Source organism: Micromonospora sp. NPDC003241, assembly GCF_053589795.1.
Window position 1 is genome coordinate 1 of sequence record NZ_JBSFSO010000020.1, and the last position, 19,142, is coordinate 19,142.

Below are 19,142 nucleotides of genomic sequence, written 5' to 3' on the forward strand. Positions count from 1 at the left end.
GCCCGACCGGCGCAGGGATCAAGCCTGACCGCCCGGAGCCGGTCGGGCTGCCCGGAAACCCCCACGGACCGCACCCCCACGGACCGCACCCCCACGGACCGCACCCCCACGGACCGCACCCCCACGGACCGCACCCCCACGGACCGCAGCCAGGCCGTCGAACGCGCCGAGATCGGGCGGACCCGGGACGAGGCGTGGGCCGCTGCGGTGGGCCACGTCGAGCGGGGGCTGGCCGTCGCGGTGGACTACGGGCACTTGCGTGCGAGCCGGCCCGCTGCGGGTTCGTTGACCGGGTACCGGGGTGGGCGACAGATGCCGCCGGTGCCGGACGGGTCGTGTGACGTGACCGCGCACGTCGCCATGGACTCGGTCGCCTCTGCCGGTGAGCGGGTCGCGCGGTGTGCGTACTCCCTGGGAACTCAGCGGGAGGGGCTGCGAGCGCTCGGGGCGGACGGTGGGCGACCGCCGTTGAGCCTGGCCTATCAGGACCCGGCCGGGTACGTGCGGGCGCTGGCCGAGGCGACGGCGGCGGCCGAACTGACCGATCCGGCCGGGCTCGGCGGGCATCTGTGGCTCTGGCAGCCGGTCGGGCTGGCCGTGGACCGGCTGCCACTGTGGTCCTGACGTTCATGGCACGATGGCGGGCATGACCACGGGCGACCTGCGCGAGCTGACCGTCGGCACCGGTGCCGGGCTGGTGGCGGGCACCGGCGGGGAGCAGCTCGGCACGGACATGGTGCTCAACATCGGGCCGCAGCACCCCTCCACCCACGGTGTGCTGCGACTCAAGCTCGTCCTCGACGGCGAGCGGGTGATCGCCGCCGAGCCCATCGTGGGCTACATGCACCGGGGCGCGGAGAAGCTGTTCGAGGTACGCGACTACCGGCAGATCATCGTGCTGGCCAACCGGCACGACTGGCTCTCCGCCTTCGCCAACGAGCTGGGCGTGGTGCTCGCGGTGGAACGGCTGATGGGCATGGAGGTGCCGGAGCGGGCGACCTGGCTGCGGATGGCCCTGGCCGAGCTGAACCGGGTGCTCAACCACCTGATGTTCCTCGGCTCGTACCCGCTGGAGATCGGCGCGATCACACCGATGTTCTACGCCTTCCGGGAACGGGAGACGCTCCAGACGGTGATGGAGGAGGTCTCCGGGGGGCGTATCCACTACATGTTCAACCGGGTCGGCGGCCTCAAGGAGGAGGTGCCGTCGGGCTGGACCGGGCGGGCCCGCGCCGCCATCGGCGAGGTACGTCGCCGGATGCCCGACCTGGACAACCTGATCCGGCGCAACGACATCTTCCTGGCCCGGACCGTCGGGGTGGGGGTGCTCTCCGCCGCCGACGCCGCCGCGTTCGGTGCCTCCGGGCCGGTCGCCCGGGCCTCCGGGCTGGACCTGGACCTGCGCCGCGACGAGCCGTACCTCGCCTACGACCAGCTCGACGTGCCGGTGGTCACCCGCACCACCGGCGACTGCCACGCCCGCTTCGAGGTGCTGCTCGACCAGGTGTACGCCTCGTTGGACCTGGCCGAGCAGTGCCTGGACCGGGTGGACCGGCTCACCGGGCCGATCAACACCCGACTGCCGAAGGTGCTCAAGGCGCCCGAGGGCCACACCTACGCCTGGACGGAGAACCCGCTCGGCATCAACGGCTACTACCTGGTGTCGCGGGGTGAGAAGACGCCGTGGCGGCTCAAGTTGCGCACCGCGTCGTACGCGAACGTGCAGGCGCTCGCCACGCTGCTGCCGGGCTGCCTGGTGCCGGACCTGATCGCCATCCTCGGCTCGATGTTCTTCGTGGTCGGCGACATCGACAAGTAGGCCGGTGACCGGTCAGCGCCAACGGCCCCGGTCGGGCTCGTAGCCCTGACGGTCGTAGCCGGGCTCCTCGGCCTGGTGCCGCCGCCCGTACGGCTCCGGTTCCGGCCGTCCACGGACCGGTTCGGGCTGTTGACCACGCTGGCGGGGTGGCCGCCACTCCTGCGGCACCGGAACCCCGCCGGGCGGTAGCGCCGGCTGACCCTCCGGCTCGCCCCAGCCTTCCCGCCACGCCTCCTCGCGGGCACCGCCACGCCGAGGCTCGTCCTGCCGCACGCTGGCCCAGCGATCCTGCATCCGGTACTCGGTGCCGCTCTGGTCGGCGTGCACCTCGGCACGCCGTTCACCGACCCGCAGTTCCCGGCCCTGATCGTCGTCGCGTACGGCGGCCCAGCGGTCAGCGGCGCGCATCTGCGCCCAGTACTCCCCGGTGTCGTCCGGTCGGGCCGTCCGGCTCGCGGCCGGGGCCTCGGGAGCCGCCTCCCACCGCGCGGCGCCGCCGTCCCACCCCCGGTCGTCCCGGCCCGCCTCCCGGGCGTCCCGGTACCCGGCGTGCTCGTCCCGGTAGGCGGCGCGGTCGTCGCGGTGTCCGGCGCGGTCGTCGCGATGTCCGGCGCGGTCGTCGTGCGAACCGGTCCAGGAACGTTCCTGGTGCGGTTCCGCCCAGGACGCGTCCTCCTCGCGGGCCCCGCCGGAGCGGGGACGGTCGTCGGCCCGGCCCGCACCCGACCAGGACCGTTCCTCCTCGCGGCCGGGCGGGGGCGACCAGGAGCGGTTCTCGCCCCGGCGGCCACGCTCGTCCGCGTCGGACCAGGACCGCTCGTCCCGCTCGGCGGCGTGACCGCCCCGGGACCGCTCCTCCGGCCAGGACGTCCCGTAGCCGCCGTACCGGCCGCCGGACTCACCGACGCCGCCGTCGACGACGGTGTGCCGGGTGGTGACGTGCACGGTCTCGGTGTGCCGGACCACCCCGTGCGGGCGGTGCGCCTGGTCACCCGAGCGGTTCTCCGCCTCCTGACGGTTCGCCGCACCGTAGACCCCGGCGGTACCGGCCGGGCGTTCGGCGCCGTACCCGGACGGCCGCTCGTCGCCGCCCCGCGACGCCGGGCGTTCGTCGTGGTATCCGCCGGTCGCTGCGGCGTCTGGTTCGGCGGTCGCCGCCGCGCCGTACACCCCCGCAGCGGCGGGCTCCGCGACCTGGGCCGCGCCGTACGTGCCAGCCGGGCCGGCGGGTCGCTCGGCGTACCGGGGCGGTGCCTCCGCGGCGGGCGCCGGCACGCGAGCCCGGCCGGGGCCGGGCGCCTCGTCGGTACCGGCCAACTGAGCGGCACTGGCCTCCAGCCGACGCCGCAGCCCGGCCAGTGCCTCCTGGGCTCGCTGCGCCTCGTCGAGCGCCTGGTTGCCGCGCTGGGCGGCGGCCACGATCTCGCCTCGTAGCTCACGCCGGAGCTCGTCGAGGTCCGCGCGCAACTCCTCGCTCCGCGCCGAACCGTCCCCCTCGGTCCGTAGCGCGATGGAGAGGCCGATGAGCACCACGGCCATGATGGCCAGCACCGCGGCGAAGCGGAGCGGGCCGTTGCCGTCGGCAACCAGCAGGATCAGCGCCGCGACGGGGGCCAGGGCCACACCGCCCCAGAAGAGCGCTTTGAGCATTCTCTTGTTGCGCGCGTCGACGGGTAGCGGGGCAGGCATGGGTCCCCACCCTACCGAGAGTTGCGGTGGGTGGGAACGGCTCGGCCGAAGACCTTTCGGTCGGCGTTGCGCCGATATCGCCGTACTTGGCGGCGACCAGCGACGACGCGGCGCCCCCGGCCGGATCGACCGAGGGCGCCGGGTGTCGACGGATCAGCTCTGCGCGTACGCCGCGTCGGTCGAGAAGACCAGGCCGACGCTGATCGTGCCGTTACGCAGACCGGTCTTGGTCAGCGGGCCGCCACCGTCCAGCGACGAGAAGGAACCCACCGTCAGGCCGTACTTCTCCTCCAGGCCGGGCTTGCAGAACGGGCGCTCCTGGCACTCCGGCGGGCCGCCCAGCACGGTGGCCGTGCCCGAGCACTTCTCGGCCAGCTCGGAGAGGGTCCGCACGCCGTACTTGTCGGCGAACTCCTGGGTCACCGCGAACGCGTTCTGGCTCTGCGCGGCGGCCGGGGCACCGAAGGTGAGGCCAGCCTTCTCGCCGAGGCCACGCAGGGCGGTGACGGTGGCCTCCACGTCCGGCGAGGAGACCGGCTGACCGCCGCCCGCCTTGCCGTTGAGGAACTCGGCCATGGTGGCCGCGTACTCCGGGACGACCTGGATCTCGCCCTTCTCCAGCGCCGGCTCGTACAGCTCCCGGTTGCCGATCTGCTGGACGGTGACCTGGTAGCCGGCCGCGGTGAGCTGGATCTTGTAGAGCTCGGCGATGATCTCGCTCTCGGTGAAGTTGCCGGCGCCCACCGTGATGCGTCCGCCCGGTCCCCGCTCGACCCCGTCGGCCAACGAGTTGGCCGTAGCGAACTCCTGCGCGGCCACCTGGGCGCTCTTGCGGTCCACGTCGACCGCCTTGTTGAGCTGCACCAGCTTGGGGGTGTCGAGCACGGACGAGACCTTGTCCAGCGCCGCGACGAGCTGCGGGTTGGACACCTCGCTGTTGATCGCCGGAATGATGTTGTCCGCGTTCTGCAGGGACTTGTCGTCGTCGAGCGCGATGAGCTGCTCGCCGGCCACCGGCGCGCAGCCCTCCCCCGAGGCCCCCTGCTGCGGCGCCTCGGTGCCGGAGGAGCCGGCCTCGCCGCACCCGACCAGCACGCCGGCGGCGGCGATCGCGCCGACGAACGCGATGGACAGTCTTCTACCTGCGCGCATGTGCCCGCCTTCCGTGTCCCGGCGCGACCCCCTCGGGCCGGCCGCGTGTCCGACGGGCGATCGCATCAGCCGCCCGCAGTCCCACCCAACATCGTCGCGGCAGGCACCGACAACCTGGAGAGAACTTCGTCACCGGAACGTCACCATCCGTCCACGACAGGCCGCGCGAGCAGCCGCACGGACCGGCGGGAACCGGGCGGTTCAGGTGCCGGTGACCGCGTCCGCCGCGCGTCGTGCGGCCCGGCGCCGGACGCGACGCAGCGGGCGCGGGGTGACCATCCGCTCGACCCACGCGAAGACGAGTTCGACGCTGACCGCGAGCACGGCCACCAACAGGCCACCGGCGAGGATCTGGCCACCGCCGACCGCGATGCTCAGCCCGAAGCCGAATCGGATGATCTCCCCGAGGCCACCGCCGTTGACGAAGGTCGCCAGGGCCGCCGTGGCGACCACCTGCACGGCGGCGGTCCGGAACCCGGCGGCCAGGTAGGGCACCGCGAGCGGCAACTCGACCCGGCGCAGCACCTGCCCGCCGGTCATCCCCATCCCCCGGGCCGCCTCGCGGATCTGCGCGTCCACCTGCCGCACCCCGGTGTACGCGTTGGCCAGCAGCGGCGGCACCGCGAACACCGCCAGGGCGACCACCACGGCCGGGCGACCGAAGCCGAGGAAGGTCAACGGCAGGATGGTCAACAGCGCCAGCGTGGGCACCGCCAGGGTGACGTTGGAGACCAGCACCACCAACCCGCCGCCCCGGCCGGTGTGTCCCAGCCACAGGCCGAGCGGCCAGGCCACCAGGCAGCCCAGCAGGACGGCCGCAGCCGACATGCTCACGTGCTCGCCGAGCCGGTCCAGCACCCCGCCCGGGTTGGTCCAGTTCAACGGGTCGTTGAGCCAGAGCACCGCCTGCTCCACGGGATTCATGGCGTCCTCCCGCCGACCCGCCGGCCGGCCATCGCGCCCGCGCTCATCCGACCCGCCCGCGCAGCCACGGGGTGAGCAGCCGGCCGACGCCGACCAGGAACAGGTCGAGCACCAGCGCCAGCAGTACGCAGAGCAGCGTCCCGGTCATGATCTGGGCCTTGTAGAAGTTGTTCTGGAAACCCGCGAAGATGATCTGCCCGAGGCCGCCGCGCCCGATCACCACGCCGACGGTGACCAGCGCGACGGTGGAGACCGTGGCCAGCCGCAGGCCGGTGAGGATGCCGGGCAGGGCGAGCGGCAGTTCCACCCGCAGCAGCCGGCCCCAGCGGCCGTAGCCCATGCCCTCGGCCGCCTCGCGCACCTCGTCCGGCACCTGGTTGAGCCCGGCCACGGCGTTCCGGACGATCACCAGCAGCGCGTAGAGCACCACCACGCTGAGCACCGTCGCCACCCCGATGCCCAGGTACGGCGCGATGAACGCGAACAGCGCCAGGGACGGGACGGTGTAGAGCACCCCGGTGAGTGCGAGAATCGGGCCGGTCAACGGCCGGAACCAGTACGCCACGACGGCCAGCGGGATGGCGATCAGCGCCGCGATCAGCACCGCCCGTAGGGTCAGCGTGGTGTGGTCCCGCAGGGCGGCCAGCACCGTGTCAGAGTTGTCCCGCACGTACTGCCAGGAGAACCACGGGTTACCCGGGTCGGCCCGGTAGCTCAGGCGGAAGGACATACGTGGACGTTACCCCGGTCGTCGACGACGGTCAGCGCGCGGCGTCGATCACTCTCGACGGTATCGGCAAGCGGTATCCGGACGGCACCGAGGCCGTCCGCGACCTCAGCCTGCAGATCGACGCGGGCGAGCTGGTCGTGCTGATCGGGCCCTCCGGTTGCGGCAAGTCGACCGTGTTGCGGATGATCAACCGCCTGATCGAGCCGACCGCCGGCCGGATCGTGCTCGGCGACTCCGACGTGACCCGGGTCGACCCGGTGAAGCTGCGGCGGCAGATCGGGTACGTCATCCAGAACGTCGGTCTGTTCCCGCACCAGACGGTGGCCGCCAACGTGGCCACCGTGCCCCGCCTGCTCGGCTGGCCCCGGGACCGGGCCCGGCGGCGCGTCGACGAACTGCTGGAGCTGGTCGGCCTCGATCCGGCACAGTTCGGCCGGCGCTACCCGCACGAACTCTCCGGCGGTCAGCGGCAGCGGGTCGGTGTGGCCCGGGCGCTGGCGGCCGACCCGGTCGTGCTGCTGATGGACGAGCCGTTCTCCGCCGTGGACCCGATCGTGCGGACCCGGTTGCAGGAGGAGTTCCTGCGGCTCCAGGCCGAGGTCCGCAAGACCATCGTCCTGGTCACCCACGACCTGGACGAGGCGGTACGCCTCGGCGACCGCATCGCGGTGCTCTCCGAGGGCGGCCACCTGGAGCAGTACGACACCCCGGCGGCCCTGCTGGGTAGCCCCGCCACCCCGTTCGTCCGCGAGTTCGTCGGCGCCGACCGGGGCATCCGGCGGCTGGCGGTCACCCCGCTGACCCGCGAGGTGCTCGAACCGCTGCCCGCCGACGGCACGGCGGAACTGCCCTCGGTGCCGCTGGGCCGTTCGGCGTACGACGCGTTGGCGGTGCTGCTCACCTCGGCGCAGGGCCGGGCCGTCGTCACCGAGGAGGGGCGCCCGGTCGGGGTGCTCAGCCGGGAACGCGTCCTCACACTCGCCGAACCGACCGGCTGAGCCGCGCCTCGGGTCCGCACCGAGCCGGGCCCGCCGGTGCGGCAGGCCCGGTCCCGGTCGACGGACGAGGTCAGCGGCGTCCCCGGTAGCCACCGAGGGTGGCGATGCCGATGATCCAGCCGGTGAAGAGGCCGTACTCGGCACCGTCGCCGGCGGCCTGGAAGGCGCCGAGCAGCGACGGGTTGGTGCGGATCAGCGCGGTGAGCAGGGCTGCGAAGGCCCCCGCGAAGACGAACGCCGCCCAGCCGGCGAAGAACTGGCTGAGCGTGCCCCGGGCCCGGGCCAACTGCGAACCCGGCAGGAGGTAGAGGAAGACGAAGGTCATCACGACCACGAGGATCGCCTTGAGATCAGCGGCGAAGATCTCCTGGATCGAGTCGGAGGAGTCGAACCGCCAGGCCGGCCAGGCGAGAAGTCTCAGGAACCAGCCACCGGCGCTGTCCGGGTCGGTGTTGTCCCGTGCCCAGTCGGCGTACCAGGGGCTGCCGAAGACCAGGACCATGATGAGCGCGGCGAGCGTGCCGGCGCCCGGTGCGGACTTGTATCGATTGGTGAGAGCCATGGCCCCGCTAGTTCCCAGCACATCGACACGGGCAAACGCGAGGCGCGCTTTATGGTGGTACGCCCTGTTCGGCGGTGGGCTCCGACCCGGTCGGTCAGTGCTTCATCAGGTAGTCGATGAAGGCCGCGCGCAGCAGCGGAGCGGACTCCTCGTAACCGTGGCCGGTCATCTCCCGCCACAACGCGACGGCCTCGTCGATCGTCGGCCCCACCGAGTTCGGCGCGCCGTCCAGGGCGGCGGCCTCGTCCGCGTTCGGCAGACGCCGCAGCACCGACCAGAAGAACTTGACGTCCCGGTTCTCCCGGGCGAGCGCGAACGCCTGCTCGCGCAGCTCCTCCGTGGAGAGGGCGTCCAGCTCCTCGAACGACCGGCCGCCGGAGATCGATGATGTGTCGGTCATGAACCGAGCCTAACCGCCGAGATCACATTCGGCGCGTCGACGGCACGCGGGAACCACCGCCCGTCAGCGGTCCTCGGCGTCCCACGGGCGCGGGCCGGTCTCCCACCGGCGGGGCCCCCACGGGTCGGTGGTGCTCATCGGCGGCTCTGCCGGAGGCATCGGCGGCCAGTCACCGACCGGCTCCGGCCGTGGCAATGTCCACCCGCCGCCGTTGGTGGCGTCCGGCGGCGGGGGCGGCGGCGGGGCCCGGAACAGCGGCGCCGGACGCCCGTACGCCTCGACCAGCCGGGTGACCACCAGACCGGTGGCCAGCACCACCCCACCGACCGCCCACCGGCTGACCGTCCAGCCACGGGTCTGCGCGTACGCGAGGAACAGGCCGATCGCGCCGGCCGTCAGCAGCGTGCCGAACACCCCGCCGCGCAGCCCGAAGGCGCTGGTGCCGGCGAGCACGGCCGCACCCACCGCCAGCACCGTCCAGTCCAGCCCGGTCGCCGGGGTCACCGCGCCCTCGGCGGAGGCGACGAGTGCACCGGCGAGCATCGCCAGGACGGTGGAGACGACGTACCCCAGGGTGGTGACGACCGCCGCGGCCGTCCCCCGCCGCCGGGCCGGGTCGGCGACCGGACGGAACCGGCCGACCAGCCGACGGATCGGTCCCAGCGCCCCGAACAGCGCGCCGAACACGGCAATCGCGGCGAAGCCGACGAAGAGTTGGCCGGCGACGCCGCGCGGGTCGAAGTCCCCCTGCACCAGCACCGGCGCGGAGCGCTGCTCGATGTAGACGATCACGCCGGCCGCACCCGCCAGGCTGGCCGCCCAGCCGGGCACCTGCAGCACCACGACGAGCAGCCCCAGCAGCAGTCCACCGAGGGCGGCCACGCCACCGGCCAGCCCGACGGCCTCGACCAGGCCCCGGTCCGACTGTTCGGCGAAGTGCAGCCCGGCCGCGACCGCCACCGGACCGATCGCCAGGTTCACCGCAGCCGTCCGCAGGCTCAGCCCGGCGGCCAGCGCCAGCAGGCCGAGGGCGACCACCTCGACGATGAGTACGCGCAGCCCACTGCCCCGCAGCACCGCCGGGTCCTCCCGCCAGACCAGATAGACCAGCGCGGCGAAACCGAACAGCAGGAGCGTCTCCCAGACGATGTGCACACCGAAGCGGTCCGGGCCGGTCTCGCACTGCGGGTCGTCGGGACCGGGCTCCGCCACCGCGACGGGGGCGGCGGAGGTCGGTTCCGGGAGTTGACTCCGGCCCGAGTCGTCGTACGCCATGATCGTTGCCTCCCAGCAGCCGCCGGGAACCCATCGACGCACCGGCGGTGACCGTCACCTTCTGGTCGCAGGCACCGTACCCGCGCGGCGGAGCCGGGCGTAACCCCGCGTTCAGCGTCGAGGCGGGCGACTCTCCCAGTCGTCCGGCTCCTGCTCGTCCTCCGGCCGCTCCGGGACCCGGCAGGAGCGCTCCAGCCAGAGCGCGGCCGCCACCAGCGCGACCGAGGCCGCCAGTCCGGCGATCGCCGCCGGCCGATCCGCGCCGGCCGCCCGGGTGCTCTGCACCAACAACCAACCGACCAACCCGGCGTACGCCCCGGCGAAGATGGCCCCGACCAGCGCGGACGCCTTGGCCAGCACGACGAAGCGGGCGACCATCAACGGGTTGACCGGGTCGCGGCCGGGCCGACGGTCGATGCGACCACGGGTGTTGACCGCCGCGTACGCCTCCAGCACGGCGAGCCCGGCCAGGGTCACCACCGGCAGCCAGGGCAGTGGCGGCAGCCCGCTGTAGTAGAAGCTGCTGATCAGCAGCCAGATCACGGCGGCGGCGGCCAGGGCGGCGACCACCAGGGTCGAGATGCGCGTGGGACCCATCCGCGACTCGTCGTCGGGGGGCGTGGACCGCGTCATGCCGGTCCTCCGTCACGCCGCGTGCCGGTCAGGGCCACCGCGGCGCCGCGCCACACGGCCGACCCGCCGTGCTCGCCCGTGTCGACTCCGCTGCGCTCGCTCATGGCGTCGACTCTAACGTCAGATCCGGTCGTGGGCTCAGTTCCGCGACCTCGGCGGCGAGCGGCCCGGCGGTGAGCAGATCGGTCAGCCAGCCGTGTCCGGGCAACCGGCCGTAGGGCTGGATGTCGATCCACGGCCGTAGCACGAAGGCGCGCAGGTGCGCCCGGGGATGCGGCAGGGTCAGCTCGGGATCGTCGCTGAGCACCGGCTCACCGTCGTCGCCCCAGACCGCGATCACGTCGACGTCGAGCGTGCGCGGACCGAACCGCCGCTGTGGGTCGCGGACCCGCCCGGCGGCCTGCTCGGCGGCCCGGGCCCGCGCCAACCAGTCGTACGGGCCGGCGGCCGGGTCGCCGACCAACACCACCGCGTTCAGGTACGCCGGCTGCGCGATGTCGCCCCAGGGCGGCGTCTCGTACACCCCGGAGACCATCAGCACGCTCTCGCCGAGCGTGGCCACGGCGGTACCCAGGTGGTCGAGGCGGTCACCCAGGTTGCTGCCCAGGGAGAGCACCGCCCGCGTCATCGGGTACGCGTCCGGCGCATCGTCACGGCCACGTCGCCGAACGGGTGCGACACCGGCGCCTCGGGCTTGTGCACGGTCACCGTCGCGGCAGACACCCGTGGATCGGTCAGGCAGACCCCGATCAGGCGGTCGGCCAGCGTCTCGATCAGGTTGACCGGCTCGCCGGTGAGCACCGCGACCAGCCCGTCGGCCAGTTCGCCGTAGTGCACCGTGTCGGCCACGTCGTCGGAGCGCGCGGCGGGGCCGAGGTCCAGCTCCAGGACGACGTCGACGACGAACTCCTGCCCCCGGGCCCGTTCGAAGTCGTACACGCCGTGCCGGCCGTGGGCCCGCAGGCCGGTCAGCTGGATCCGGTCGGTCATCGCCGCACCTCCCGGTCGGCCGCGCCGACAGGCGGTCGGCTCTCCGGCACGCCGCCGAGCCGGGGAGCGCCGGTGGCCTGCCAGACCGCGAGCGCGTCCACGGTGGCGCGCACGTCGTGCACGCGTACCCCCCAGGCACCGGCGGCGACCGCGAGCAGGCTGGTGGCGACGGTGGCCGCCGCCCGTCCGTCGGTGGGTCGTGGGGCGCCGTCCGGGCCGGCCAACAGCAGGCCGAGGTAGGACTTGCGGCTCGCGGCGAACAGCAACGGGTAGCCGAGGTCGAGCAGTTCCGGCAGCCGGGCGCTGAGCTGCCAGTTGTGCGCCGCCGTCTTGGCGAAGCCCAGGCCCGGGTCGATGATCAGTCGGTTCTCGGACACCCCGGCGGCGAGCGCCGCCGCCACCCGCTCGCCGAGTTCGGCGCGGACGTCGGCGACCACGTCGCGGTAGCTGGCCAGCTCGCTCATCCGCCGGGAGTGGCCACGCCAGTGCATCAGCACCCAGGGGCAGTCGGCGTCCCGGACGACGCGGGCCATGTCCGGATCGGCCAGGCCGCCGGATACGTCGTTGACCACCACCGCCCCGGCCGCCAGCGCGGCCTCGGCGACCCGGGCCCGGGTGGTGTCGATGCTGACCGGTACGCCCGCCGCCGTCAGCTCCCGGACCACCGGCAGCACCCGGGCGCTCTCGGTCTCGGCGTCCACCCGGTCGGCGCCGGGCCGCGTCGACTCTCCACCGACATCCACCAACGCCGCTCCCTCGGCGCGCAGCCGGACGCCGTGTGCGACGGCCGCGGCGACGTCGGCGTAGCGTCCGCCGTCGGAGAACGAGTCGGGCGTGACGTTCAGAACGCCCATCACCACCGGGGCCGGGGCCCGTACCAGATCGGTCACGACTAGACGGTACCGGTCCGTCCCACCGCCCTGAGCAGGCCCGCGATCCGGGCGCTGACATGGTGATTAGAACGTGTGTACTATCGGTCGTCCGGGCAGCTTCGGGCAGACTCTTCGCGGCTTGTCGCAAAGGGGGGCGGCCCGTACGCTGTGGAATTGCCCAGCATCGAGATGGCGAGGCGTGGAGGGGAGGGCCGAAGCGGGGTAATTCGCCCAAAAATCGCCACTTTCCGTGGCGAGTAACACACGCAGGGTCTCAGTCGCTGTACCGACCGAGCACCGATCCCGCAAGGCTTGCCTACTGCACCACCGCGGCACCGCCGGCCGCGACTTGGGGAGGTTCCAGTGATCGCCATCGAGCTGATGGAAGCGGCGTCGAGCAACGCCGCCCACCTGCTCTCCACTGTGGCGTCGTCGATCCCGCTCGCCGCCGACGAGCCGACCGGGATCAACACCGAAGGCGTCGTCACCTTCTTCGCCAGCAAGATCGCGCCGATCCTGCTCGCCGTCCTGGGTGTCATCTTCATCGGGCGTGCCAGCCGGGGCGAGATCTCCAAGGTGTTGACAAGCTCCGCCATCGCGATCGTCGGGTTGGCCTTCATCGCCGGAGCCGCCACCCTCTTCTTCATCGGCGACTTCCTGATCAACCTGATCTTCGAATAGGCGCGGGCTCGACATGCGGCTGCGCACCGACGACGACATCTACCGGGCCCGCCTGGTCTATCTCGGGCCGCCCGGCTACACCCTTCCGGTCCACCTGCCGTACGCCCAGTACGGGCTGTTCATGCTGCTCGTTCCCCTCTACATGTTCATCCACTGGTTGTTCACGTTGCAGGTCGAGCTCTTCCCCGCCTGGGAGATCGCCCTCGCCATCGTGACCACCTCGTTCGTCTTCCGGTACGTCGACCCGGACCGGCCGGCGCGCATGGTGATCCGTACCGCGCTGACCGACTGGCGACGCACCCGGGAGCCGGCCGCCGAACAGCGCGATCCGCGCCTGGTCGGCAGCAGGATCAGGATCCGGGAGGAACTCGCATGACCGGCTGCACGCCGTACCGGCCGTCCCACAGGTTGCCGGGCCGTCCCGGTGCCGCCGAGGCGACACCCGGCTTCCCCACGGCCACCACGGACGCGGGCAGGGCGGTCGCATGAGCCCCTCCTCCACGCCGGGATCCCCGGCCGGGCGTCCGGCCGCACCGCACGGTAACCGTGCGCGATCATTCGACTACCCGCAGGCCGGTGAACTCGACGACGTCGAGCTGGATCCGGCGCTCGCCACCACCCCCGGCCACGGTGGCGTCGGTGTCTTCCAGGCACCCCGCCCGCCGCAGCGCCTGTCGGTGTCGGCCGAACCCGCACCACCGCCCCCGGCCCCCCGCGACGGGGCCGACATCGACTCGCCCTTCCTGGACCTGTTCGGCGGCACGTACGCCCGACCGGGTTCCGCCCAGCGTGCCCTGCCCGGGCGGAGCGTGCCGCAGCAGGCACCGCCCCCGCCACCGCCGGTCGTCCCCCCGGCGCCGGTGACCCGACGGCCGGCAGCGCCACACCTGCCCGCACAGGCCACCGGTCCGGCCCCCACCGTCACCCGACCCGCCGTCGAGCCTCCCGTGGTCGCCGCGCCCGCCGTGCCGCCGCCGCCCGCCCGGACGCCGGCACCGGCTCCCGACCGGCTTCCGAACGCCCGCCCGCCCGTCGACGACCAGCCGACCCGGGCCGAACGATCCGCGCGCCCCGGCGTCGACGAGCGCCCGGCCCGCGACGACCGTCCGCAGCGCGAGCCACGGCCGACCCGTGACGAACGCCCGCCAGCCGACGAGGCCCGACCGGCCGAGACCGCTCCGCCGTCGCGGCGGACGCCCGCACCCGCCGCCCGGACGACCGCCGCGCCCCGGCAACGCTCGGTGGAGCGGCGCGACCGTCCGGTGAAGCCGGCCCGCGTCCGCCCACCGAAGATCAAGTTCGGCGACCGGGATCCGTCGGTCGAACTGGCCATCACCGAGATCGCCGGACACCTGACCTTCACCCCCAACACCGTCACCGCCTGGTACTGGCTGCCGGAGGTGCGCTGGGCGTTCCGGCCCGACGCGGAGCGGGAGGCGCTGCTCTCGGCCATCTCCGAGCAGTACGCCGGCCTGGCCGGATTCCGGTTGCACCTGCGACGCACCACCCGGCCCTTCCCGGCCGACGAGTGGGCCCGCACGATCGATGCCAACACCGCAGCCCCGCTTCCGGACGTCCCCGACACCCCCAGCTGGGCCGACCACCTGGTCGCGGCGCAACGGCACCTGCTCTCGGTCAACCACGCCGAGGGGCAGACCTACCTCGGCGTCACCTTCGCGCGACGCTCGCTCGGCGACTCGCTCACCGAACGGGTGCTGCGCACCTTCGGCCGAGGCGTGGCCGAAGGCGAACGCCGCAAGCTCGGACGCACCGTCGAACAGTTCGACGAGGTCCTGGGCGCGTTCGGCATGCGGGGCCGCCGGGTCACCTCGCAGGAGCTGGAATGGCTGCTGTACCGCTCGGTGGCGCTCTGCATGGCACCGCCCGGCGCGCTCTCGCCCATCACGGACGGGCGCTGGGAACGCGGTGACCTGCTGGCCCTCACCGAGCAGGTCGAGCGCTACCGCACCCCGTACGGTTCGACGGTCAAGCTGGTCAACCGGATGACCGGCGAGGAACGGCACGTGGCGGTGCTCGCCGTCGGCCGGATGGAGCCGCTGGAGATCCCCGAGCGGCACGAGCCCTGGCTGCACTTCCACGAGCGGCTGCCGTGGCCGATGGAGCTCTCCACCCGGGTCGACATCCTCGGTTCCGGCGACTCCTTCCGGAACCTGGAGCACCGGCTCCGGATGATCCGGTCACAGCAGCTCGACTACGCCGAGCACGGCATCGACGCACCGCCCGAGCTGGAACGCCTGGCCAAGCGTGCCCTGGTCATCGGCGACGAGATGACCACCGGGCTGCCGGTCGACTCCGCCCGGGCACACGGCTGGCACCGCATCGCGGTGGGTGGGCGTACCCGTGAGGAGTGCCTGGAGCGGGCCCGGCGGCTGATCCAGCTCTACTCGCGCGAGCTGCGCGTCTCCCTCCAGCACCCGAAGAGCCAGGACTGGCTGGCCCGCGAGTTCATCCCCGGGGAGCCGATCGCCAACACCGGATACGTCCGGCGGATGCCGGTCCCCCTGCTGGCGGCGGCGCTGCCCCAGGCCGCATCGACGGTCGGCGACCGCCGGGGCGACCTGATCGGGCGAACCGCCGGCACCTGTCGCCGACCGGTCTTCCTCGACCTGCACTTCCCGATGGAGGTCCGCGAACGCTCCGGCTTGGCGGTCTTCGTGGCCGAGCCGGGCGGTGGCAAGTCGACCCTGCTCGGCGCCCTGGGCTACCTCGCCGCGCGACGCGGTGTGCAGGTGACGCTGCTCGACCCGTCCGGCCCACTGGCCCGGCTCTGCGCGATGCCGGAGCTGCGCCCGTACTCTCGGGTGCTCAACCTGACCGGCTCCGAGCACGGCACCCTCGCACCGTACTCACTGATCCCGACGCCGCTGCGCAGCGAGTTCAGCAGCGGCGCGGCCGGTGACCGCGAGTTCGAGATCGCGGTCTCCAACGCCCGCGCCGAGCGGCGGATGCTGGTGCAGGACATCTGCATGATGCTGGTGCCGCCGCAGGTGGCCCGCGAGGCGTCCACCGCCACCCTGTTCCGGCATGCCGTACGCCAGGTGCCCGCCGAGGAGACGTCCACGCTGGACGACGTGGTCACCTGCCTCGCGCAGCTCGACGACGACGCCGGCCGGGAACTGGCCAACCTGCTGCTGGACACCGCCGAGATGCCGCTGGCCATGCTCTTCTTCGGCCGGCCGCCGGAGGGGCTGCTCGGGGCGGACGCGGCACTCACCGTGATCACCATGGCCGGCCTGCGACTGCCCGACCTCAAGATCGAACGCGAGTACTGGTCGGCCGAGGAGGCGTTGGCGCTGCCGATGCTGCACACCGCGCATCGCCTGGCGGTACGCCGCTGCTACGGCGGCTCGATGTCGTCCCGCAAACTGGTGGGCCTGGACGAGGCGCACTTCATGGAGGGGTGGCGCTCCGGTCGATCCTTCCTGGTCCGGCTCGCCCGTGACTCCCGGAAGTGGAACCTCGCCGCGCTGGTCGCCTCGCAGAACCCACGGGACATCCTCGGCCTCGACGTGCAGAACCTCGTCTCCACCGTCTTCGTCGGCCGGATCGCCGAGGACGCCGAGATCGCCTCCGAGGCGCTGCGGCTGCTGCGCGTGCCGGTGGACGACGGGTACGAGGCCACCCTCGCCTCGCTCTCCACCGCCGACGCGACCTCCGCCCACCGACTCGGCTTCCGTGAGTTCGTCATGCGCGACGTGGACGGCCGGGTGCAGAAGATCCGAGTCGACGTCTCCTACGTGGACGGACTGCTGAGTCACCTCGATACCACCCCCGCCGCCATCGCCGCCGCCGCAGGGGTGTTACCGACCGTGCTGCCTGACATGGAGGCGTGACATGGCGAGGGCCCGGGCAAGGATCACGGCGTTCCTCCTGGCACTCGGCGTCCTCGCCGGAGCCACGATCAGTTGGCCCGGGCTCACCGCCACACCCGCGTACGCCGCCCCGGTCGCGTACCAGGCTTCCGCAGACCTGTGCACCGTGCAGGAGTGGCAGGTCGACTTCCGGGCCTGCGTCGCGAAGCTCCAGCAGGTCGCAGAGTCGGAGGCCACCTGCCTGAACCCCCCGACACCGACCGCACCGGACTCCGGCATCGCTGGCTGGTTCGCTTCGAGACCCCCAACGAACACAATGCGTGGGTCTGGCGATTACTACAGCAACTACGGCTACGCCGGATACAGCTACAGCACCTACAAGGTCGAGTCCGGTTGCGCCACCACATTGCTGCACCCGGACTACAAGTTCACCAACACCGTCGCGAACGGCGAGTTCATGATGGCCACAGCGATCATCGGCGCCTCAAACGCGCTTCGCGAGCGCGCGTGGGAGCCCGGAACCATGTGGGGCTGGGCAGATCCACTCGTGGAGCAAGCAACCAAGGCGATATACCAGAAAGTGTTCAGCGTCTTCGGCATCGTCACGCTCTGCGTCGTCGGGCTCTACCTGCTCTGGCGGTCGCGTCAATCCGATATGAGCACCGCCATGACCACTGCGGGATGGGCGCTGGTGGTAATGATAGCGGTGACCGCGCTAGCCGCTTGGCCGGTCAAGTCGGCTAACCTCGCCGACGGAGCATTAGTTTCCACTCTAGGCGTCGTGCATGATGCCGTAGGGCCCGCTGCGGAGACAATTCCGCCCGAAAGATGCGTAATGCCAAATCCGGATGCCTGCGTGGACAAACGGCCACCTGCAGTCCGGGCGAGTGATACCGCAACCGAAGCACTTCTTTACCGAAACTGGCTTCGCGGCGTATTGGGCTCGGCAGACAGTGAGACTGCTCGCAAATATGGCGAGGCCTTGTATGATGCTAAGTCGTTATCGTGGGAAGAGGCAGAGAAGTTGAGGGCCAGCCCTCAACTTCGCGAGGCCACCATCAGTGCCAAGAAGCAGCAGTGGATGACCGTCGCGGCGCAGATTGAGCGGGAGGATCCGGAGGCGTTCGAGTACCTGCAGGGCGTCCGGGACATGGATCGGGTCGGCGCGGGCTTCATCGCCGTACTAGCCGCCCTGCTCTTCGCGATGTTCGACCTGACCGCGTCGCTGCTCGTCCTGCTCGGCTTCCTGATCTTCCGGTGGGCGGTGATCGCCGCGCCGATCCTGGGCACGATCGGTCTGCTCCGTCCGGCCAGCGCCGGGCTGCGTCGTCTCGGCAATGCGGTGGTGGCGGCTCTCTTCAACATCGCGATCTTCGGCACCGGTGCCGCCATCTACCTCTTCGCCGTCGACCTCATCATGAGCACCGCCACGCTGCCGGGCTGGCTGCAGGTGGTCCTGGTCTGGCTGTGCGGAGTGGTCGGTTGGCTGCTGCTGCGCCCCTACCGCCGGATCACCCAGTTGGGCGGGAAGGACAGCAGCGAGGCGGTCAGTTCAGCCGGGTCCTGGCACCGGAGGTTCTTCCGGGACATGCGTACCGCCGCCCGGCTCGACGTGGCCGAGCCGGGCGGGACCACCGAGCCGGGCATGGGGCGGCGCCGAGCCCTGGCGCCGGAGCAGCCGAAGGTGCGCCCGGAGGCCCGGCCGGACCCGGTCCCCGTCGGCGGCCCGGGCACTCCACAGCGTCCGGACGCTCCGCAGCGCCCGGACGGCCGGGAGCCCAACGGCACACCTTCCCCGGCGGAGGAGCAACGCCCTGAGGGCCGGCCCTCCGCGCCCCGACCGCGCCGCCGCCAGCCCGCCTCCTGGACGGCGCCGGACGTTCCCGAGGAGAACCCGTCGTTCGCCATCTACCGGCCGGGCTCGGCTGAGCGGGCACCCGAGAAGGTGACGCCGCGGATTCGCTCCGAGGCCCGGTGAGCATCGTGCGGCGTGCGATCGAGTTCGTCTTCACCCGGCTGTTGCGGTCCCCGCTGGGCGTCGCGCTCGGCATCGCGGTCCTGGTGATCGGCGTGGTCGGGGCGGCCCGGGTGGTGTCCGGACCGGACGACTCCTCCGCCGGACTGAGCAACCGCCCGCCGGCGCCGATCACCACGGTGCACCCGACCACCGGCGACGACGGCGCGATCTCGACGACCACGACGCCGTCACCGGTCACCCGCCCCGGCGAGCCCACACCGGAGCGGGTCGCGGAACGCTTCACGACTGCCTGGCTCGGACAGCCCGGCCAGTCCGCGGAGCAGTGGCATCAGGAGCTACGCCCGTTCGCCACCCCGGCTCTCCTCGACAAGCTCGCCGGCGCGGACCCCGCAGGCGTGCCCGCCGGGGAACTGACCGAGGAGGTGACCGTGCGTCCTCGGAGCGAGACATTCGTGGAGGCGCTGGTCACGCTCGACACCGGGCGGCTCCGGCTCGAACTGGTGGCGCCGGACGGGCGATGGTTGGTCGACGCCGTGGACTGGGAGCGGGCATGAGCGAGCGTCAGCGAGTGAATCATCATTGCGGTGCGGTGGTGCCTCATGGCGG

General features: G+C 72.5%; 19 protein-coding genes. 8 read left to right on the forward strand and 11 right to left on the reverse strand.

Features of this window, described 5'->3' with window-relative positions:
* A partial coding sequence (locus ACWDVW_RS17495) for an SAM-dependent methyltransferase (RefSeq protein ID WP_449949775.1) occupies positions 1-624 on the forward strand: 624 nt, incomplete at its 5' end.
* A gap of 13 nt (positions 625-637) precedes the next feature.
* A complete protein-coding gene (locus ACWDVW_RS17500; protein WP_350698581.1) occupies positions 638-1,819 on the forward strand; it encodes an NADH-quinone oxidoreductase subunit D in 1,182 nt (393 codons plus the stop codon).
* Positions 1,820-1,831: 12 nt separating this feature from the next.
* Here the strand turns inward: ACWDVW_RS17500 and ACWDVW_RS17505 are convergent, their stop codons facing one another.
* The 4 genes from ACWDVW_RS17505 to ACWDVW_RS17520 form a co-directional block, all read right to left on the reverse strand.
* Positions 1,832-3,508: a hypothetical protein gene (locus ACWDVW_RS17505; protein ID WP_449949778.1), complete on the reverse strand. Its 1,677-nt coding sequence runs from the start codon at positions 3,506-3,508 to the stop codon at positions 1,832-1,834.
* Positions 3,509-3,661: 153 nt separating this feature from the next.
* A complete protein-coding gene (locus tag ACWDVW_RS17510) occupies positions 3,662-4,660 on the reverse strand; it encodes a glycine betaine ABC transporter substrate-binding protein (RefSeq protein ID WP_449949781.1) in 999 nt (332 codons plus the stop codon).
* A gap of 201 nt (positions 4,661-4,861) precedes the next feature.
* Positions 4,862-5,584, reverse strand: a complete 723-nt coding sequence (locus ACWDVW_RS17515; RefSeq protein ID WP_449949784.1) for an ABC transporter permease — start codon at positions 5,582-5,584, stop codon at positions 4,862-4,864.
* Between the two features lie 43 nt (positions 5,585-5,627).
* Entirely contained in the window at positions 5,628-6,314 is a 687-nt protein-coding gene (locus ACWDVW_RS17520; protein WP_350698588.1) for an ABC transporter permease, read from the reverse strand.
* 2 nt (positions 6,315-6,316) lie between these two features.
* On the opposite strand from ACWDVW_RS17520, the gene ACWDVW_RS17525 reads away from it, so the two are divergent.
* Positions 6,317-7,312 (forward strand): ABC transporter ATP-binding protein, encoded by a 996-nt coding sequence (locus ACWDVW_RS17525; protein WP_449949788.1) that lies wholly within the window; start codon positions 6,317-6,319, stop codon positions 7,310-7,312.
* Between the two features lie 70 nt (positions 7,313-7,382).
* Here ACWDVW_RS17525 and ACWDVW_RS17530 read toward each other — a convergent pair whose 3' ends face one another.
* The 7 genes from ACWDVW_RS17530 to folP form a co-directional block, all read right to left on the reverse strand.
* On the reverse strand, positions 7,383-7,874 hold the full coding sequence (locus tag ACWDVW_RS17530) for a hypothetical protein (protein ID WP_131054221.1): 492 nt from the start codon (positions 7,872-7,874) through the stop codon (positions 7,383-7,385).
* A gap of 94 nt (positions 7,875-7,968) precedes the next feature.
* On the reverse strand, positions 7,969-8,274 hold the full coding sequence (locus ACWDVW_RS17535) for a hypothetical protein (protein ID WP_117227372.1): 306 nt from the start codon (positions 8,272-8,274) through the stop codon (positions 7,969-7,971).
* A 63-nt stretch (positions 8,275-8,337) separates the two neighbouring features.
* A complete protein-coding gene (locus tag ACWDVW_RS17540; RefSeq protein ID WP_449949802.1) occupies positions 8,338-9,549 on the reverse strand; it encodes an ABC transporter permease in 1,212 nt (403 codons plus the stop codon).
* 111 nt (positions 9,550-9,660) lie between these two features.
* Positions 9,661-10,146 carry a DUF3180 domain-containing protein gene (locus tag ACWDVW_RS17545; protein ID WP_449949996.1) on the reverse strand — a complete coding sequence of 162 codons (486 nt, stop codon included), beginning with the start codon at positions 10,144-10,146 and terminating at the stop codon, positions 9,661-9,663.
* A 136-nt stretch (positions 10,147-10,282) separates the two neighbouring features.
* Complete coding sequence (folK, locus tag ACWDVW_RS17550) at positions 10,283-10,810, reverse strand: 2-amino-4-hydroxy-6-hydroxymethyldihydropteridine diphosphokinase (protein WP_449949805.1); 528 nt, start codon at positions 10,808-10,810, stop codon at positions 10,283-10,285.
* Positions 10,807-11,172, reverse strand: a complete 366-nt coding sequence (folB, locus tag ACWDVW_RS17555; protein ID WP_449949808.1) for a dihydroneopterin aldolase — start codon at positions 11,170-11,172, stop codon at positions 10,807-10,809. The genes folK and folB overlap by 4 nt, the downstream gene beginning before the upstream one ends.
* Positions 11,169-12,062, reverse strand: a complete 894-nt coding sequence (gene folP / locus ACWDVW_RS17560) for a dihydropteroate synthase (protein ID WP_449949811.1) — start codon at positions 12,060-12,062, stop codon at positions 11,169-11,171. Before folP ends, folB begins: the two co-directional genes overlap by 4 nt.
* 345 nt (positions 12,063-12,407) lie before the next feature.
* Between folP and ACWDVW_RS17565 the strand changes: the two genes are divergently transcribed.
* The 5 genes from ACWDVW_RS17565 (at position 12,408) to ACWDVW_RS17585 (ending at position 19,090) form a co-directional block, all read left to right on the forward strand.
* Positions 12,408-12,725 (forward strand): hypothetical protein, encoded by a 318-nt coding sequence (locus ACWDVW_RS17565; RefSeq protein ID WP_131054228.1) that lies wholly within the window; start codon positions 12,408-12,410, stop codon positions 12,723-12,725.
* Between the two features lie 13 nt (positions 12,726-12,738).
* Positions 12,739-13,101, forward strand: a complete 363-nt coding sequence (locus ACWDVW_RS17570) for a hypothetical protein (protein WP_093409867.1) — start codon at positions 12,739-12,741, stop codon at positions 13,099-13,101.
* A 109-nt stretch (positions 13,102-13,210) separates the two neighbouring features.
* Positions 13,211-16,579 (forward strand): ATP-binding protein, encoded by a 3,369-nt coding sequence (locus ACWDVW_RS17575; RefSeq protein WP_449949815.1) that lies wholly within the window; start codon positions 13,211-13,213, stop codon positions 16,577-16,579.
* 1 nt (position 16,580) lies between these two features.
* Positions 16,581-18,536 (forward strand): MFS transporter, encoded by a 1,956-nt coding sequence (locus tag ACWDVW_RS17580; RefSeq protein WP_449949818.1) that lies wholly within the window; start codon positions 16,581-16,583, stop codon positions 18,534-18,536.
* The gene (locus ACWDVW_RS17585; RefSeq protein ID WP_449949821.1) at positions 18,533-19,090 is read left to right on the forward strand and encodes a hypothetical protein; all 558 of its coding nucleotides are present in this window, start codon (positions 18,533-18,535) and stop codon (positions 19,088-19,090) included. The genes ACWDVW_RS17580 and ACWDVW_RS17585 overlap by 4 nt, the downstream gene beginning before the upstream one ends.
* The last annotated feature ends 52 nt before the right edge of the window (positions 19,091-19,142 follow it).

Bases quoted from the DNA above. Each gene is read 5' to 3' on its own strand.
- ACWDVW_RS17545 (WP_449949996.1), bottom strand. From the start codon at position 10,146: ATGGGTCCCACGCGCATCTCGACCCTGGTGGTCGCCGCCCTGGCCGCC.
- ACWDVW_RS17500 (WP_350698581.1), top strand. From the start codon at position 638: ATGGCGGGCATGACCACGGGCGACCTGCGCGAGCTGACCGTCGGCACC.
- ACWDVW_RS17520 (WP_350698588.1), bottom strand. From the start codon at position 6,314: ATGTCCTTCCGCCTGAGCTACCGGGCCGACCCGGGTAACCCGTGGTTC.
- ACWDVW_RS17575 (WP_449949815.1), top strand. From the start codon at position 13,211: ATGAGCCCCTCCTCCACGCCGGGATCCCCGGCCGGGCGTCCGGCCGCA.
- ACWDVW_RS17540 (WP_449949802.1), bottom strand. From the start codon at position 9,549: ATGGCGTACGACGACTCGGGCCGGAGTCAACTCCCGGAACCGACCTCC.
- ACWDVW_RS17530 (WP_131054221.1), bottom strand. From the start codon at position 7,874: ATGGCTCTCACCAATCGATACAAGTCCGCACCGGGCGCCGGCACGCTC.
- ACWDVW_RS17535 (WP_117227372.1), bottom strand. From the start codon at position 8,274: ATGACCGACACATCATCGATCTCCGGCGGCCGGTCGTTCGAGGAGCTG.
- folB (WP_449949808.1), bottom strand. From the start codon at position 11,172: ATGACCGACCGGATCCAGCTGACCGGCCTGCGGGCCCACGGCCGGCAC.
- ACWDVW_RS17510 (WP_449949781.1), bottom strand. From the start codon at position 4,660: ATGCGCGCAGGTAGAAGACTGTCCATCGCGTTCGTCGGCGCGATCGCC.
- ACWDVW_RS17515 (WP_449949784.1), bottom strand. From the start codon at position 5,584: ATGAATCCCGTGGAGCAGGCGGTGCTCTGGCTCAACGACCCGTTGAAC.
- ACWDVW_RS17580 (WP_449949818.1), top strand. From the start codon at position 16,581: ATGGCGAGGGCCCGGGCAAGGATCACGGCGTTCCTCCTGGCACTCGGC.
- folK (WP_449949805.1), bottom strand. From the start codon at position 10,810: ATGACGCGGGCGGTGCTCTCCCTGGGCAGCAACCTGGGTGACCGCCTC.
- ACWDVW_RS17505 (WP_449949778.1), bottom strand. From the start codon at position 3,508: ATGCCTGCCCCGCTACCCGTCGACGCGCGCAACAAGAGAATGCTCAAA.
- ACWDVW_RS17570 (WP_093409867.1), top strand. From the start codon at position 12,739: ATGCGGCTGCGCACCGACGACGACATCTACCGGGCCCGCCTGGTCTAT.